The sequence below is a fragment of the Actinomyces timonensis genome, from assembly GCF_040702965.1.
Classification (GTDB): Bacteria; Actinomycetota; Actinomycetes; order Actinomycetales; family Actinomycetaceae; genus Actinomyces; species Actinomyces timonensis_A.
Window position 1 is genome coordinate 1,310,842 of sequence record NZ_CP159989.1, and the last position, 16,969, is coordinate 1,327,810.

The window sequence follows — 16,969 nt, forward strand, 5'->3', positions numbered from 1 at the left end:
CCGATCCACCACCCGAACCCAGGAGCAGTGAGACCATGAGCGTCGCCGTCCGCGTCATCCCCTGCCTCGACGTCAAGGACGGGCGCGTCGTCAAGGGCGTCAACTTCCAGGGCCTGCGCGACGCCGGGGACCCCGTCGAGCTCGCCCGCCGCTATGACGCCCAGGGGGCCGACGAGATCACGTTCCTGGATGTCTCCGCCTCCTCCGAGGGCCGCGACACCATGCTGGAGGTCGTCTCGGCCACGGCTGAGCAGGTCTTCGTGCCCCTGACCGTCGGCGGGGGAGTGCGCGGCTCCGACGACGTGGCCCGGCTCCTGCGTGCCGGCGCGGACAAGGTCGGCATCAACACCGCCGCCATCGCCCGCCCCGGGCTCCTGACCGAGGTCGCTGAGCGCTTCGGCAACCAGGTGATCGTCCTGTCCGTGGACGCCCGCCGCTGCCCCGGCGGCGTGAGCACCCCCTCGGGCTACGAGGTCACCACCCACGGCGGCACCCGCTCAACCGGCATCGATGCCATCGAGTGGGCGGTGCGAGCCGCCGAGCTCGGCGCAGGGGAGATCCTGCTCAACTCCATGGACGCCGACGGCGTCACCGCCGGCTTCGACCTGGCCATGCTCGACGATGTCCGCCGTGCGGTGCGCGTCCCCCTCATCGCCTCGGGAGGCGCGGGCGAGCCCGGGCACTTCGCCGCCGCCGCCGACCACGGCGCTGACGCCGTGCTTGCCGCCAGTGTCTTCCACTACGGCATGATGACCATCGGCCAGGCCAAGGACGCCCTGCGAGCCGCGGGTCACCCCGTTCGCTGAGACCGAGGCGCGGGAGGCGCCCTGGACGCTGCTTGGCGCCGCGCGGCCCCAGCCTGTACGGTCGGCTGCGGACACGGAGCCCGCGGCCCGGTGCTCCCCCGCCCCGGCAGGAGCGCTGCCATCGACTGATAAGGAAGCTTACGATGAGCAACCACCCCGATCCCTCCGACCCCCAGATCCCCGGTAACGGCATGCCCCAGTACCCCGGCGGCGGGGCGCCGCAGTACCCCGAGCAGGGAGTCAACCCCTATGGGATGCCGAACGGCTTCGGCCCCAACCCGACTGAGAAGAACTGGATGGGCATCACCGCGCTCGTCTGCGGCTGCCTCATCCTGCTGTGCGGAATCCTCACGGGCATCCCGGCGATCGTCTTCGGCGCGATGGGCATAAGCGCCGCCGGCAGGGGCGAGGCCACGAACAAGGGAATGGCCATCGCGGGCCTGGTCCTGGGCGTGGTCTCTGTGGCGGCGACCATTTTCGTGATCCTCTCGGGCGGCCTTCAGGGGACCATTGACTCGATCAACAACGCGAGCTGACCCACCGGGGCCCTGGGAGGGCCGCGCCTCCTCCCGTCGGGGAATCGCCATCGCCACAGCCGCGGCCGCCGCATCCTGGGGACTACCGGGGGCCTTCACCATTCTCGGCGACGCGCTCGCGCCCGGCCGCTTCTCGGGAATGCCTGATCTGTGCGCGCTGCACCGCCTCACCGGCTTGTGGTGCCCGCTGTGCGGAGGGACTCGGGCCACGGCCTCGCTCATCCACGGGGACCTGGCCACCGCCCTGGCCTACAACCCCTTCGCCCTGGCCACAGAGGTCGTCGCGGTCCTCCTCGTGGCGCGCTGGATGGCCCGCCGGCTGGCCGGGCGCCCTGGTCCCCTCCTTGCCCCCGCCGAGGCGGTCGGCTACGGCGCCGCCTGCGTCGGGTTCCTCATCCTGCGGAACCTCCCGGGCATGTGGGCGCAGGTGAGTCCCCTTCTCGGGCCCCCCGGCTGAGTCGGGGCCGGCGGATGAGCGGGTCGTCGCGAGGGTGCGGTCGGTCGCGAGCCGTACCACCCCGGCGCGGCTTCCTCCGTGCGAGGATGCGCCTATGAGCCATGACGCGCCCACCGCCCTCCAGCCTCATCTCGATGATGGCATCGCCTCCCGCCTCAAGCGGGACGAGCGGGGGCTCGTGTGCGCCGTCATCCAGCAGTGGGACACCCGCGAGGTGCTCATGGTCGGCTGGATGGATGATGAGGCCCTGCGGCGCACCCTCACCGAGGGGCGCGTCACCTTCTGGTCCCGCTCCCGCCAGGAGTACTGGCGGAAGGGGGACGCCTCCGGGCACGCCCAGTACGTCAAGGCCGTCAGCCTGGACTGCGACGGCGACGCCCTCCTGGTCGAGGTGGACCAGGTCGGCGCCGCCTGTCACACCGGCGAGCGCACCTGCTTCACCACCGGCGGCGACCTGGGCGCCGTCGTCGGCGCCCGCGCCACCTGCTGAGGCGGGAACGCGCGCTTCCAGGCACCAGTGCTACGGTGCGACGGCATCCTCGATCCCGCGCGCCCGCGCGGCACCGGGATGCTCCATCATCTACCGAGGAACGAGAGTTTCGCATGTCCTCCTCGTCCACCACGGGCGCGGCGGCGGGCACCCGGCCCCCCGCGTCCCATCCCATCAAGGAGCTCACGCTCCGCGGCATCCTCATCGGCGGGATCATCACGATCATCTTCACCGCCGCGAACGTCTACCTGGGCCTCAAGGCGGGGCTGACCTTCGCCACCTCGATCCCGGCGGCCGTCATCTCCATGGCGATCCTGCGCTACTTCAAGGACCACACGGTCCAGGAGAACAACATCGTCCAGACCATCGCGTCCGCGGCGGGAACGCTGTCCGCGATCATCTTCGTCCTGCCGGGCCTCGTCATGGTCGGCTGGTGGCAGGGATTCCCGTACTGGCAGTCCGTGTTCGTCATCGCCCTGGGCGGGATCCTCGGCGTCATGTACTCCATCCCGCTGCGCCGCGCGCTCGTCACCCACTCCAGCCTGTCCTACCCCGAGGGCGTGGCCGCGGCCGAGGTGCTCAGGGTCGGCGACACCCACGAGGGCGCCGATGAGTCGCGCCTGGGGCTCATGGCCATCATCTGGGGTGGGCTGTCCTCCGCCGGATTCGCCGTCCTCGGCTCCCTCAAGGCCGTGTCCACCGAGGTCTCCGGCGCCTTCAGGATCGGCGCGGGCGGGACGACGGTGGCCGGCTCCCTCTCCCTGGCCCTCATCGGTGTCGGCCACCTGGTCGGCATGGGCGTCGGCATAGCCATGATCGTCGGCCTGGTCATCTCCTACGGCGTGCTCCTGCCCATCCAGACCTCGGGCGGGCTCGACGGCGTCGAGGACCTCGCGGAGGCTGTCGGCGCGGTCTTCAAGAGCGACGTGCGCCTCATCGGAGCCGGCACCATCGGCGTGGCCGCCGTGTGGACGCTCATCAAGCTCATGGGCCCGATCGTCACCGGCATCCGCGACTCGATCCGCTCGACGTCGCTGCGCGGCTCCGGCCAGGAGGTCGACCTGACCGAGCGCGACCTGTCGGCCAAGGTCGTCCTCGCCGTCACCCTGGCCTCCATGCTGCCCATCGGCGCGCTCCTGTGGCTCTTCGTCCAGGGCACCGCCATCGCGGGCTCCGTCATCGGGCTCGTCATCGTCTCGATCATCTTCATCCTGCTCACCGGCCTGGCCGTGGCCTCGGTGTGCGGCTACATGGCCGGCCTCATCGGAGCCTCCAACTCCCCGATCTCCGGCGTCGGCATCATCGTGGCCATCGCCGCCGCGCTCCTCGTCAAGGCCGTCCACGGCGGCGTCCAGGGCGACCAGCTCCCCGCGCTCGTCGCCTACACGCTGTTCACCGCGGCCGTCGTCTTCGGCATCGCGACGATCTCCAACGACAACCTCCAGGACCTCAAGACGGGCCAGCTCGTGGGCGCCACCCCCTGGAAGCAGCAGGTCGCCCTCGTCATCGGCGTGGGATTCGGCTCCATCATCATCCCGCCGGTCCTCAACCTCATCCAGACCGCCTTCGGGTTCCAGGGCGCCCCCGGCGCGGGCGACAGCGCCCTCGCGGCCCCGCAGGCCTCCCTCATCTCCGATCTCATCAAGGGCGTCTTCGGCGGGGACCTGGACTGGAGCCTCCTGGGCCTGGGGGCCATCATCGGCGTGGTCGTCATCATCATCAACGAGGTCCTGACCCACACGACCAAGAAGCTGTCCCTGCCCGGCCTGGCCGTCGGCATGGGCATGTACCTGCCCATGGCGATCACCATCATGATCCCCATCGGCGCTCTGCTCGGCCTCATCCACGACCGCTGGGCTGCCAGGCAGGCGGATCCCGAGCGCGCCAAGCGCATGGGCACCCTGGCCGCGACGGGCCTCATCGTCGGCGAGTCCCTGTGGGGCGTCGTCTACGCCGGCATCGTCGGCTTCTCGGGGGAGGAGGCGCCTCTGGCCCTCGTCCCCGACAGCTTCGAGACGGTCGCCTACTGGCTCGGCCCGGTGGTCTTCGCCCTCGCGACCGCTGGCATGTACTGGTTCTCCCGCAAGGCGGCCCGCCAGGCCTGAGCGGCCCCTTGTCGCGCACGGCGCCGCACGGCGCGCGGATCCCGCCCCCGCGCGAGGATTTGCGCGCCGGGCGCCGCCTTAGGGAACATGGGGGCGGGTAACGATACGGGAACCGGCGCAACGGGCCCCACTCAGGCGCGAGGAGGTGCGCGGTGACATCCTTCGAGGAGATGGTCGCATCCGCCCGCGCCGTTGTCGCGGAGCGCGAGTCCCAGGTCCCCCTTGAGGAGATGCGGGACCGGGTCCGCGAGGCGGATGGCCCTACCAACGCCCTCGACGCCCTGCGGGCCCGCAGCGGCTCGGTCTCCGTCATCGCCGAGGTCAAGCGCGTCACCGCCACCTTCGCGGACCTCAGCGGGATCGGGGACGTGTCCGTCATGGCCCGCTTCTACGCCGCCGGCGGCGCCGCGGGCGTCTCCGTGGTCACCGAGCCCGTGCGCTCCCACGGCTGCCTGGCGGACCTCGACGCCGTGCGCGCCAGCATCGACGTGCCCATCCTCGTCAACGACCTCGTCGTCACGCCCTACCAGGTCCACGAGGCGAGGGTCCACGGGGCCGACCTCCTCCTCCTCGACGCCCGGCTCGAGCCCCTCGTCCTGGAGGCCCTCATCGAGCGCACGCACTCCCTGGGCATGCTCGCCGTCGTCGAGGCCCACTCCCGCAGGGAGGCGATCACCGCCGTGGAGACCGGGGCCCTGTGCGTGGCCGCCGATGCCCGCAGCCCCCTCACCGGACGGGTGGACCACCGCCGCTTCGAGCAGGTCGCCGAGGTCCTGCCCTCCGCCGTGCTGCGCGTGGCCACGGGCGGCGTCACCGGCCCGAGGGACGTCATGTCCTATGCCCGCCGGGGCGCGGACGTGGTGCTCGTGGGGGAGGCCGTCATCCGCTCCCAGGACCCCCAGCAGTTCGTCGCCGAGCTCGTCGCGGCGGGAAACCACCCCGCGCTCCAGAACGCCACCAACCGAGAGGTCAGCTGAGTGCCGCTTCCCATCGCAGCCATCGGGGGCTCGCTCATCCCCGCGTCGATCCCCAGCCCCCCGCAGTCCGTCTGGCACCTCGGCCCGATCCCGGTCCGCGCCTACTCGATCTGCATCCTCGCCGGGGTCGCCCTGGCCGTGTGGTGGACGGATCGGCGCTACCGGGCTCGCGGAGGCCGGGCCGAGCTCGCCCTCGACACGGCGATCCTCACCGTGCCGATCGGCATCGTCTGCGCCCGCCTCTACCACGTCATCACCTCTCCGGATGCCTACTTCGGGCCGAATGGCGACCTTGCGCGCGTGTGGCGCACCTGGGAGGGCGGCATCGGGATCTGGGGCGGCGTGGCGGGCGGCCTGATCAGCGGGGCCCTCTTCCTGCGCCACCGGGGAGTGCGCCTGGCGCCCTTCGCCGACGCCGTCGCCCCCGCCCTGCTGGCGGCGCAGGCCATCGGCCGCTTCGGCAACTGGTTCAACCAGGAGCTCTTCGGCGGGCCTACGGCCCTTCCCTGGGGCCTTGAGATCGACCGGGCCCACCTTCCCGCCGGCTACGCGCCCGGGACCCTCTTCCACCCGACCTTCCTCTACGAGGCCCTGTGGTCCGCCATGGGCGTGTGCGCCCTGCTCTGGCTCGAGCGCCGCCTGCGCGGCGCGGGAGCGTGCGGTGGCCGCCTCCTGTGGGCCTACCTCATGGTCTACACCTCCGGCCGCGCCTGGGTGGAGCACCTGAGGATCGACGACGCCCAGCGCGTGCTCGGCCTGCGCCTCAACGAGTGGACCTCGCTGGTGGTCTTCGTCATCGGGCTCATCGGGTTCATCGTCGTGACCCGCCGCGGTCCCAGTGACGCGATCACTGCCGACGGCGCGGGCCCGGCCGAGGCGCCGGCGGGCTCGGGTGGTGCCGGGCCGTCCGCCGTCGTCGATGAGGCCGGTGGGGCGGACGGCGGGGAGCCCGCCGGGGGATCCGGCACGCCGACCCGTGAGAAGGCCGACGATCCGCGTGGCCCTCGCCGTGCCCCCACTGAGCTCAGCTAGCATAAGGGCCATGCGTAGAGCCAAGATCGTCTGCACCCTCGGTCCCGCCACAGATTCACCCGAGCAGGTACAGGCGCTCGTGGACGCGGGCATGAACGTCGCCCGCATCAACCGCTCCCACGGCAGCGCCGAGGACCACGAGAGGGTCATCGCGCGCGTGCGCCAGGCCGCCGAGGCCTCCGGCCGCTCCATCGCCGTCCTCGTTGACCTCCAGGGCCCCAAGATCCGCCTCGGCCGCTTCGTGGGCGACCAGAAGGTCATGCTCAACAAGGGCGACGAGTTCACCATCACCACGGATGACGTGCTCGGCACCGTCAAGCGCTCCTCCACCACCTTCAAGGGCCTGCCGGGGGACTGCCGCCCCGGCGACCGCCTCCTCATCGACGACGGCAACGTGGCCGTGCGCGTCACCGCGGTCACGGACACCGACGTAGTGACGAGGGTCGAGGTCCCCGGGTACGTGTCGAACAACAAGGGCATCAACCTGCCCGGCGTGGCCGTCTCCGTGCCGGCGCTCAGCGAGAAGGACCGCGAGGACCTGCGCTGGGCCCTGAGGGTCGGCGCGGACGTCATCGCCCTGTCCTTCGTGCGCGACGCGAATGATGTCAAGGACGTCCACGAGATCATGGACGAGGTCGGCACGCGCATCCCCGTCATCGCCAAGATCGAGAAGCCCCAGGCGGTCGAGCACCTCCTGGAGATCGTCGACGCCTTCGACGGCATCATGGTGGCCCGCGGGGACCTCGGCGTGGAGATGCCCCTGGAGGCCGTGCCGCTGGTGCAGAAGCGCGCCATCGAGTTGGCCCGGCGCAACGCCAAGCCGGTCATCGTGGCCACCCAGGTGCTGGAGTCGATGATCCAGAACCCGCGCCCGACGCGCGCCGAGGCCTCGGACTGCGCCAACGCCATCCTCGACGGCGCCGACGCGGTCATGCTCTCCGGTGAGACCTCGGTGGGCGCCTACCCGATCGAGGCCGTGCGCACGATGGCCAACATCATCGAGAACGTGGAGGAGCACGGCGGCGAGCGCATCGCCCCGCTGGGCTCCTTCCCGCAGACGCGCGGCGGCGCCCTGACGCGCGCCGCCGCCGAGATGGGCGAGCAGCTCGGCGCCGACTACCTCGTCACCTTCACCCAGTCCGGTGACACGGCCCGCCGCCTGTCCCGCCTGCGCTCGCCCATCCCGCTGCTGGCCTTCACGCCGCTGAGGACGACGCGCAACCAGCTCTCGGTCTCCTGGGGCGTGCAGACCTTCGAGGTCCCCGAGGTCCAGCACACCGATGAGATGGTGGCGCAGGTGGACAAGACGCTCCAGGACAAGCACCTCGCAAAGGTCGGCGACTCCGTGGTGATCGTCGCCGGCATGCCCCCGGGCACCCCGGGCTCCACGAACTCCATCCGCGTCCACACCGTGGGGGAGACGGCCGACTACCTCGGCTGAGGCGGCCGCCGCGGTGCTGCGGCGCGCCGACCGGTGCCTTCCGCGCCCGCAGGAGCGATATGCGCCCACTGGCGCGTCCTGCACGCACCAGTGGGCGATTTCCGCGCCTCTCGGCGCGAGAGGCGCTCCTCAGGGGTACCTCCGGTGGGACTCGAACCCACAACACTCCGATTTTGAGTCGGATGCCTCTGCCAGTTGGGCTACGGAGGCGCGTGACGACCAGGGCCGCCACGCGGTGGCACCGGGCAGTGACCGGCTCGTGTCCCGTTGTGTCACCGCGCCTGGGCCCACCACGTACGGCGATCATACTAGACTCACCCCCGTGAGTACCGACTCCAGCACTAGCCCCCGCCGGGTTCTCGTCGCCGAGGACGAGACCCTCATCCGTCTCGACATCGTCGAGACCCTCACCGAGGCCGGCTACGAGGTCGTCGCCGAGGCCGCTGACGGTGAGGAGGCCGTCCGCCTCGCGGGCGAGCACGAGCCCGACCTCTGCGTCATGGACGTCAAGATGCCCGTCATCGACGGCATCACCGCCGCGGAGCAGATCATCGAGAAGCATGGCTGCGCCGTCGTCATGCTCACGGCGTTCTCCCAGGCTGAGCTCGTCGAGCGCGCCAGCGCTGCCGGCGCCATGGCGTACGTCGTCAAGCCTTTCACCCCGGCGGACCTCCTGCCCGCCCTCGAGATCGCGTTCTCCCGCCACGAGGAGATCGCCTCCCTCGAGTCCGAGATCGCCGACCTCAATGAGCGCTTCGAGACCCGCAAGCGGGTGGATCGCGCCAAGGGTCTGCTCATGGAGCGCATGGGGCTGTCCGAGCCCGAGGCCTTCCGCTGGATGCAGAAGACCTCCATGAACCGGCGCCTGACCATGCGCGAGGTCGCCGACGCCGTCATCGAGCAGGTCGGCTCCGCCGCCAAGAGCGGCGGGAAGACGGCCAAGGCCCCCAGGAGCGCGGACGCCTGAGCCCGGCACGGGCGGGGGCGCTCCAGCGTCTCAGCGCCGCGCGCGCCTCAGCGCTCATGCGGCACGGGGCGGGGGCGCCGGCCCCGCCTGAGCGGCCGTCCGGGGCGCTGTGCTAGACGAACATGCTCCGCAGCGTGCCCCGGGCCGTGGTCCTGCCCTCGTCGTCGCTGAGGATCACTTCGTAGACGCAGGTCCTCCTGCCGACGTGAACGGGCTGCGCCACCGCCGTCACCCATCCCTGCCGCACTGGGCGGAGGTGGCTGACCTGCAGTTCCGCACCCATCGGGACCATGCCCTCCGGAGCCGCCCGCCGGGCTGCGAGGGACGCCGCCGTCTCGATGAGCGAGGCGCTCGCGCCCCCGTGCAGGACCCCGGAGACCTGCCGGGCGCCCTCGACGGGCATCCGCACGACCGTGCGCTGGGCGCCGAGCATGATGACCTGCATACCCAGGGCCGCCATGAGGGTTCCCGCCTCACGGTCCTCCATCGCGGTTCCCATGGCGGAGGTGGCCGACACCGCCGAGCCGGGGGGGAGGGGCACGGGGAACTGCCTCGCCCGCCGAGAGGGGAACGCCGCCGTCACCTCGGGCGACTCCGCCGATTCCCCGCTGGCGCCCGCCCCGCTGGGCCAGGCGGCCGCATCAGGGCTGACCGGGCTGGGCGCCGTCTCTGCGTCTGAGGAGGCCGGGCGGTCGGTCGGGAGGGCGCTGGGGCTCATGTCGCTCATACCCCGTAGGCTGGCACGGTGAGCACCCCCACGACCAGACCCGCATCCTCATCGCAGGCTGGAGCGGCCCGCCGCCTGCTCCTCGTCGACGGCCACTCCATGGCCTTCAGGGCCTACTACGCCCTGCCGGTGGAGAATTTCACGACCTCCACCGGCCAGGCCACCAACGCCGTCCACGGCTTCGCCTCCATGCTGCTGTCCCTCATCGAGCAGGAGGCCCCCACGCATGTGGCCGTCGCCTTCGATCTCGCCGGCGGCACCTTCCGCGCCGAGGACTACCCCGAGTACAAGGGCACCCGGGATGCCACGCCCGAGCCCTTCATCGGGCAGGTCGAGCTCATCCAGGAGGTCCTCGACGCGATGGGCGTGCGCTGGCTCACCAAGGAGCGCTATGAGGCCGATGACATCCTCGCCACGCTGGCCGCCACCGGCCAGGAGGAGGGCATGGAGGTCCTCCTGTGCTCAGGGGACCGCGACTCCTTCCAGACCGTCACCGAGCGATGCACCGTGCTCTACCCGATCAAGGGCGTGTCCACCCTGCGCCGCATGACCCCCGCCGAGGTGGAGGAGCGCTACGGCGTCACCCCCGAGCGCTACCCGCACCTGGCCGCCCTCGTGGGCGAGACGAGCGACAACCTGCCCGGCGTGCCCGGGGTGGGCCCCAAGACCGCCGCCAAGTGGATCGCCCAGTACGACGGCCTCGACGGCATCATCGCCAACGCCGACAGGATCAAGGGCAAGGCGGGCCAGTCCCTGCGCGACCACCTCGACGACGTGCTGCGCAACCGCCGCCTCAACCGGCTCCTGACCGACCTCGACCTCGGCGTCGACCCCGCCCGGGACCTGGAGTACCTGGGCGCCGACCGCGCCGCGCTCACCCGCGTCATGGAGGCCCTGGAGCTCCGCACCATCCTCCGGCGCGCCCAGCTCGCCCTGCCCTTCGCCGACGCCTCCGACCACGGCCCCCAGGGCGCGGCCGCCCCCCACGGCCCTGCCGCCGCCCTCGAGGCCCTCGCGCCGCGGGTCCTGGGCCACGGCGTCGAGCCCGGCCGCCTCGCCGAGGCGCTCCGGGACCTGGCCGAGGGTCCTCTCGGCCTCCACGTCATCGGCGATGCGCGCCCGGGCCTGGGCGACCCGCGCCTCGTGGCCCTGTCCGACGGTGAGAGGGCCGTCGTCGCCGACCCCTCCCTGCTCCTGCCCGATGACGAGCGGGCCCTCGGAGCGCTCCTGGCCGATCCCGCGCGGCGCCTCGTCGTCGCCGACGCCAAGGGCGCCGCCCACGCCTTGGCCGCCCGGGGACTTCGAGCTGCGCGGCGTGGTCGCGGACCCCTCCCTCGCCGGGTACCTGTGCCGCCCCGAGCAGCGCAGTTACGATGTCGACAGCCTCCTCCAGCGCTGGCTCGGCATCGACCCGGCCTCCATGGCGGACGACGCCGGCGCCGACGGCGGCCAGCAGGGCTTCGACCTCGACGCCCTCGCCGCGGACGCCATCCCCGCCGATGCCCTGCGCGCCGCGCGCCGCGCCGCCGCCCTCCTGCCGCTCCAGGAGGCCCTCGACGCCCAGATGGGCAAGCGCGGGGCGCTGGAGCTCTTCACCGGTCTCGAGATGCCGGTCTCGGAGTGCCTGGGCAGGATGGAGGCGCTGGGGATCGCCGTCGACGACGACGTCCTGGCCGCCCGCGAGGCCGAGCTCGACGGGCGCGTCAGCCATGCCCAGGCGGCCGCCTTCGAGGCCGCCGGCCACGAGCTCAACCTCTCCAGCCCCAAGCAGCTCCAAGCCGTTCTCTTCGACGAGCTCGGGATGCCCAAGACCCGCAAGACCAAGACCGGCCACACCACGGACGCCGGCGCCCTGGCCGAGCTCTACGCCAAGACCGGGCACCCCTTCCTCGCCCAGCTCCTGGAGCACCGCGACGCCATCAAGCTGCGCCAGACCGTCGAGGGACTGCGCAAGGCGATCCAGCCCGATGGCCGCATCCGCACCACCTTCCAGCAGACCATCGCCGCCACCGGGCGCCTGTCCTCCATCGACCCCAACCTGCAGAACATCCCCGCCCGCACCGAGGAGGGGCGTCGCATCCGCGAGGCCTTCACCGTCGGCGAGGGCCACGAGTGCCTCATGACGGCGGACTACTCCCAGATCGAGATGCGCATCATGGCGCACCTGTCCGGGGACGAGGCCCTCATCGAGGCCTTCCGCTCCGGGGAGGACCTGCACCGCTACGTGGCCGCCCTCGTGCACCGCATCGACGTCGACGACGTCACCCCCGAGCAGCGCGGCCACGTCAAGGCCATGAGCTACGGCCTGGCCTACGGGCTGTCCACCTACGGCCTGGCCAAGCAGCTGGGCATCGAGAACACCGAGGCCATGGCGTTGCGCGACGCCTACTTCTCCCGATTCGGGCGCGTCCACGACTACCTCGAGTCCATCGTCGACCAGGCGCGCCGCGACGGCTACACCCAGACCATGCTGGGGCGGCGCCGCTACCTGCCGGACCTGGGCAGCGACAACCGGCAGCGCCGCGAGATGGCCGAGCGCGCGGCCCTCAACGCCCCCATCCAGGGCTCGGCCGCCGACATCGTCAAGCGCGCCATGGTGGACGTCTCGGAGGCGCTGACGGGACAGGGCCTGGGCAGTCGCATCCTCTTGCAGATCCATGACGAGCTCCTCCTGGAGATCGCGCCGGGGGAGGCCGATGCCGTCGAGGCCCTCGTGAAGGAGCGCATGGGCGGGGCCGTCTCGCTGTCCGTGCCCCTCGACGTCTCCGTGGGGCGCGGCGGCACCTGGCGCGACGCCGCCCACTGAGCCCCGACTGTGAGGGAATCCATGATGGCGCGCGCGCCAGGGCTGTGGGAACCTCAGGCTTCCGAAACGCCGACGGCCTGGTAGAGTTCGACGCGTGCGCCCCTCGGGCGGATCGCCCTCTCATGAGGTCTGATGATCAGCCCGGCCGTGTGGTGATGCCAGTCCGGGCTGACTCATCGCGCGGGGGACGCATGGAATCTACCGTCCCGACCCTCAAGTCCGTTTCGGAGCAACCCCTACATGACCAACAACACGCCCAGCCCTGCCCCGGTCGCCGTCAACGACATCGGTTCGACCGAGGACATCCTCGCCGCCGTCGACGAGACCATCAAGTACTTCGACGACGGCGACATCGTCGAGGGCACTGTCGTCAAGGTCGACCACGATGAGGTCCTCCTCGACATCGGCTACAAGACCGAGGGCGTGATCCTCGCTCGTGAGCTGTCCATCAAGCACGACGTCGACCCCGACGAGATCGTCTCCGTCGGCGACGAGATCGAGGCCCTCGTGCTCCAGAAGGAGGACAAGGAGGGCCGCCTGCTCCTGAGCAAGAAGCGCGCCCAGTACGAGCGGGCCTGGGGCACCATCGAGCGCGTCAAGGAGGAGGACGGCGTCGTCACGGGCTCCGTCATCGAGGTCGTCAAGGGCGGCCTCATCCTCGACATCGGCCTGCGCGGCTTCCTGCCCGCCTCCCTGGTCGAGATGCGCCGCGTCCGCGACCTCCAGCCCTACGTGGGCCGCGAGCTCGAGGCCAAGATCATCGAGCTGGACAAGAACCGCAACAACGTGGTCCTCTCCCGCCGCGCCTACCTCGAGCAGACCCAGTCCGAGGTCCGCACCAACTTCCTGCAGACCCTCGGCAAGAGCCAGGTCCGCACCGGCGTGGTCTCCTCCATCGTCAACTTCGGCGCCTTCGTGGACCTGGGCGGCGTCGACGGCCTCGTCCACGTCTCCGAGCTGTCCTGGAAGCACATCGACCACCCCTCCGAGGTCGTCGAGGTGGGCCAGGAGGTCACCGTCGAGGTTCTCGACGTCGACTTCGACCGCGAGCGCGTCTCCCTGTCGCTGAAGTCCACGCAGGAGGACCCGTGGCAGGCCTTCGCCCGCACCCACGCCATCGGCCAGGTCGTCCCCGGCAAGGTCACCAAGCTCGTCCCCTTCGGCGCGTTCGTCCGCGTTGAGGACGGCATCGAGGGCCTCGTCCACATCTCGGAGCTCGCCCAGCGCCACGTCGAGGTGCCCGAGCAGGTCGTCAAGGTCGGTGAGGACGTCTTCGTCAAGGTCATCGACATCGACCTCGAGCGCCGCCGGATCTCCCTGTCCCTCAAGCAGGCCAACGAGGGCGTCGACCCCGCCAGCGAGGACTTCGACCCCTCGCTGTACGGCATGGCCGCCGAGTACGACGAGAACGGCAACTACAAGTACCCCGAGGGCTTCGACCCGGAGACCAACGAGTGGCTCGAGGGCTTCGAGGCCCAGCGCGAGGCATGGGAGGCCGAGTACGCGGCCGCCCACGCCCGTTGGGAGGCCCACAAGGCCCAGGTGGCCAAGGCTCAGGAGGAGGACCAGGATTCCGGCGAGGCCGTCCCCGCCGGCTCCACCTCCTACTCCTCGGCCCCCGCGGAGGCCACGGGCACCCTTGCCTCCGACGAGGCCCTCGCCGCCCTGCGCGAGAAGCTGACCGGCAACTGAGCGGCCGACGCGCATAGCACTGCGACGGCGCGCCCCCGGCCCAGCGGCCGGGGGCGCGCCCGCGTCACGAGCGCGTCACGTCTGGCAGTGCTCCCCATCGTGAATGATCTAGTCTCTGTGCGAGGCTGAACCAGGGCGGTGCCCTGCCGCCGCAGTCAACTCCTGAGAGGCAGGATAATGAGCTGGTTCGACGACTCCGAGGCCCTGCGCGGTATCGAGGAACCGAGGTCCCCCTCCGGGGCGGCCGCGTTCCTCGCTGCCGTGACCTCGGCATTCGACGGCTCCGATCCCACGGATCCCGGCAGTCGGGAGGAGCTGCGCCACTCCGGGCTGGGGGACGCCCTCGCCGCCGCCGACCGCGGGGCACTCGTGGCGCTCGCCGAGGACCCGCGGCTCAGCAGGGATGAGATCGAGACGGCGATCAGCCATTGCATCGGCATCCGGCGCGCGGTGGGCGCCTCCGAGGCGCCCACGCGCTACGCCCGCATCGAGATGTGCGCGGCGCTCGGCCAGCGGGCCGAGGCGCTCAGCGAGCTCCGCGAGGCCAGGCTCTTCTCCATGGGGGACATCGACCCGCGAGCCACCCTGGCGGCGGCCACCTTCAACGACGACTTCTCCGGTGTCATCCGTACCGCCTCCTCCGCCACGCTGCGCAAGATCGCCGATCCTTCCGCGGCGGCCGAGGGACTGTCCTCCTGCCTCCTGCCGTATCTCGCGCAGGACCGCCGGGTCGAGGGCGAGGACGCGCTCGCCACCCTCGACACCTTCGAGACCCCGGGCTGGCAGCGGCTGCGCGTGCTCGGTCGGCGCCTTGAGTACATGGCCCTGGCCGGCCAGTGGGAGCGGGCCATGGCCGTCATGCGGCACACCGGTCTCAAGGACGGCTCGCAGTCCACCGCCTGGACCCTCATGAACACCGCGGCCTGCATGGCGCTCGTCCTGCGCGAGGCCGTGCGCGCCGGCTACGGCCAGAACGCGCTGGGCGCCGCCGTGCAGCTGCGTTCCGAGCTCGGACCCGAGCTGGCGCTGACAGGCTGGGACACCGTCGCCCACGCCTACGACATGGCCACCACCTTCGCCCGTGTCCTGGCCCGTGCCTTCGACGAGCGCAATGGCGGCAACGGCGTCTCGGAGCGCATCGAGACGCGCATGGCCGCCGAGGCCTCCAGCCTGCGCAACCGCTCCTACGGGACGATGACCGGTGGCTTCGGCATGCAGGCCGAGACCGCCGCCAACCGCGCGGCCCTCATCCAGGAGACCCAGGAGCTGCTCGTCCTCGCCCGCGGCTACGGCCTCGGCGCGGTGCGCGAGCGGGCCATGCGCACCGCTGAGATGGTGAGCGACTCCCTCGCCGCGGGCATCGATGAGACCCAGCTCGAGGTCGTCATCGAGCTGCGCGTCGTCTTCGCCCGTCTCCTCCTCGCCCTGGGAGCCACCGAGCGCGCTGAGGGCGAGGCGCTGCGCACGGCGGAGCTGTGCCTTTCCCAGGGCTGGCAGGAGATCGCGTGCGCCTCCTATGTGACGGCCGGACGAGCGGCCTCCGAGCGCCACGAGGCCTCAGCCGCCAGCGAGTACGCCAGCCGGGTCGGCGCCATCCTCTGCGACTGGGGCACCAGCCGCATGAGCGAGCGCCTGACGGTGCTCGTCGAGGCCATCGGGGACCACGCCAGCTCGGCCCTGCTCCTCACCGACCTCGCCGAGCGCACCTCCCGGAACGTCGAGGAGGACAGCACCCTGGCCGCCCCCACCCGTGAGACCTGCCGGAAGGCGCGCTCCGAGCTCGGCAAGGTCGGCCGCGCCCCCGAGGGCGTCGAGGCCCGCCTGAGCGCCGTTGAGGAGCGGATCGCCCCTTACGGCCGCGGCCGGGGAGGCCGGCACCGCGCCGCCGGATCAGCGGCCACCGATGACTCGCCGGCCTGATACGGCGATCAGGCTGTGGGAGGGGCAGATCGCGGCCTCCCTGGTCGGACGCCTGAGGGCTCACGGCCACCCCTTCGCCCTCGCTGATCCCGCGGCGCTCTCCCGACCTGGCGCCATCCTCAGCCTGCCCGCCTCCGGAGCCCTTCCCCCCGGCACGGGCGAGCGCGCCCTGCTCGCCCTCATCGGGGAGCTGGCAGGGCTCCTCGCCCGCAGGCGCGCCTTCGCCGCCGGGGCGGGCCGGCCAGCCGCCCCTCGGGGCGAGCGCGCCCTGCGCGTGGGCCTGACCGGTGGCATCGGCACCGGCAAGTCCACCGTCGCCCGCCTCCTCGCCGAGCATGGGGCAGGCGTCGTCGACGCCGACGCGATCGCCCGGGAGGTCCTCGCCCCCGGCGGTGAGGGCCTGGCAGAAGCGGCCGCGGCCTTCGGGGGCGGCATCCTCGCCGCGGACGGCTCTCTCGACAGGGCCGCGCTGGCGGGCCGCGTCTTCGGGGACTCCGCCGCCCGGGCGCGCCTCGACGCCATCACCCTGCCCCGCATCGCCGAGCTGGCCGCCTACCGGCTGGAGTCCGTCCCGGCGGGCGGGGTCGCCGTCTACGACGTGCCGCTGCTGGCCGAGAGCGGCATAGCCGACCTGTTCGACTGCGTCATCGTCGTCGAAGCGCCCCTGGAGGCACGGCTCGCCCGGCTCGCCCTGCGCGGCATGGACGAGGCGGACGCGCTGCGGCGGATCGCCGCCCAGGCCGATGACGCGGAGCGCCGCCGCCTGGCGGACATCGTGCTGCCCAATGATCGAGGCGAGCAGGACCTCATCGACGCCGTCGCCCGGCTGTGGGAGGACCGGGTGAGGCCGGCCCTGTCCTGACCGGACCCCACTGGGGCGAGGGTCGCCCCGCCCCGTGGAGGGGGCGCGCCCGGGCCCGCGCCGCGCGGCACGGTGAGCGCCGTGACCGCCACCACCGACGACCCGGGCCTGGCGGAGGGGCTCACCTCCTCCCGCCCCGACGCGCGGGCCC

The 16,969-nt window shown here is 72.0% G+C and carries 13 protein-coding genes, 1 tRNA gene and 1 pseudogene; 13 read left to right on the forward strand and 2 right to left on the reverse strand.

Translation table 11 applies throughout. From position 1 onward, the window contains the following. The first annotated feature begins 35 nt into the window (after positions 1-35). The 8 genes from hisF (at position 36) to pyk (ending at position 7,844) form a co-directional block, all read left to right on the forward strand. Complete coding sequence (hisF, locus tag ABXS69_RS05725; RefSeq protein ID WP_366179819.1) at positions 36-806, forward strand: imidazole glycerol phosphate synthase subunit HisF; 771 nt, start codon at positions 36-38, stop codon at positions 804-806. 143 nt (positions 807-949) lie between these two features. After that, positions 950-1,342, forward strand: a complete 393-nt coding sequence (locus ABXS69_RS05730) for a DUF4190 domain-containing protein (protein ID WP_366179820.1) — start codon at positions 950-952, stop codon at positions 1,340-1,342. Positions 1,343-1,481: 139 nt separating this feature from the next. Continuing rightward, positions 1,482-1,799 carry a DUF2752 domain-containing protein gene (locus ABXS69_RS05735; protein WP_366179821.1) on the forward strand — a complete coding sequence of 106 codons (318 nt, stop codon included), beginning with the start codon at positions 1,482-1,484 and terminating at the stop codon, positions 1,797-1,799. A 94-nt stretch (positions 1,800-1,893) separates the two neighbouring features. Continuing rightward, entirely contained in the window at positions 1,894-2,289 is a 396-nt protein-coding gene (hisI, locus tag ABXS69_RS05740) for a phosphoribosyl-AMP cyclohydrolase (RefSeq protein ID WP_366179822.1), read from the forward strand. A 113-nt stretch (positions 2,290-2,402) separates the two neighbouring features. After that, on the forward strand, positions 2,403-4,394 hold the full coding sequence (locus ABXS69_RS05745) for an oligopeptide transporter, OPT family (RefSeq protein ID WP_366179823.1): 1,992 nt from the start codon (positions 2,403-2,405) through the stop codon (positions 4,392-4,394). Between the two features lie 152 nt (positions 4,395-4,546). After that, positions 4,547-5,371 (forward strand): indole-3-glycerol-phosphate synthase TrpC, encoded by an 825-nt coding sequence (locus ABXS69_RS05750; protein ID WP_366179824.1) that lies wholly within the window; start codon positions 4,547-4,549, stop codon positions 5,369-5,371. Next, positions 5,372-6,403 carry a prolipoprotein diacylglyceryl transferase gene (gene lgt, locus ABXS69_RS05755; RefSeq protein WP_366179825.1) on the forward strand — a complete coding sequence of 344 codons (1,032 nt, stop codon included), beginning with the start codon at positions 5,372-5,374 and terminating at the stop codon, positions 6,401-6,403. It begins immediately after the preceding gene. A 10-nt stretch (positions 6,404-6,413) separates the two neighbouring features. Continuing rightward, on the forward strand, positions 6,414-7,844 hold the full coding sequence (gene pyk, locus ABXS69_RS05760; protein ID WP_366179826.1) for a pyruvate kinase: 1,431 nt from the start codon (positions 6,414-6,416) through the stop codon (positions 7,842-7,844). Positions 7,845-7,980: 136 nt separating this feature from the next. Here the strand turns inward: pyk and ABXS69_RS05765 are convergent. Then, positions 7,981-8,054 (reverse strand) — tRNA-Leu (locus tag ABXS69_RS05765). 112 nt (positions 8,055-8,166) lie between these two features. Here ABXS69_RS05765 and ABXS69_RS05770 point away from each other — a divergent pair. Next, positions 8,167-8,811, forward strand: coding sequence for a response regulator (locus ABXS69_RS05770; protein WP_366179827.1), 645 nt, complete (start codon positions 8,167-8,169; stop codon positions 8,809-8,811). A 112-nt stretch (positions 8,812-8,923) separates the two neighbouring features. Here the strand turns inward: ABXS69_RS05770 and ABXS69_RS05775 are convergent, their stop codons facing one another. After that, the gene (locus ABXS69_RS05775; RefSeq protein WP_366179828.1) at positions 8,924-9,538 is read right to left on the reverse strand and encodes a PaaI family thioesterase; all 615 of its coding nucleotides are present in this window, start codon (positions 9,536-9,538) and stop codon (positions 8,924-8,926) included. A 99-nt stretch (positions 9,539-9,637) separates the two neighbouring features. Here ABXS69_RS05775 and polA point away from each other — a divergent pair. The 4 genes and pseudogenes from polA (at position 9,638) to coaE (ending at position 16,818) form a co-directional block, all read left to right on the forward strand. Next, positions 9,638-12,344: pseudogene (gene polA, locus ABXS69_RS05780) on the forward strand (DNA polymerase I). 240 nt (positions 12,345-12,584) lie between these two features. Continuing rightward, a complete protein-coding gene (rpsA, locus tag ABXS69_RS05785) occupies positions 12,585-14,036 on the forward strand; it encodes a 30S ribosomal protein S1 (protein ID WP_366179829.1) in 1,452 nt (483 codons plus the stop codon). A gap of 177 nt (positions 14,037-14,213) precedes the next feature. Continuing rightward, complete coding sequence (locus ABXS69_RS05790; RefSeq protein ID WP_366179830.1) at positions 14,214-15,956, forward strand: hypothetical protein; 1,743 nt, start codon at positions 14,214-14,216, stop codon at positions 15,954-15,956. Continuing rightward, positions 15,940-16,818: a dephospho-CoA kinase gene (coaE, locus tag ABXS69_RS05795; RefSeq protein ID WP_366179831.1), complete on the forward strand. Its 879-nt coding sequence runs from the start codon at positions 15,940-15,942 to the stop codon at positions 16,816-16,818. The genes ABXS69_RS05790 and coaE overlap by 17 nt, the downstream gene beginning before the upstream one ends. Positions 16,819-16,969 lie beyond the last annotated feature (151 nt).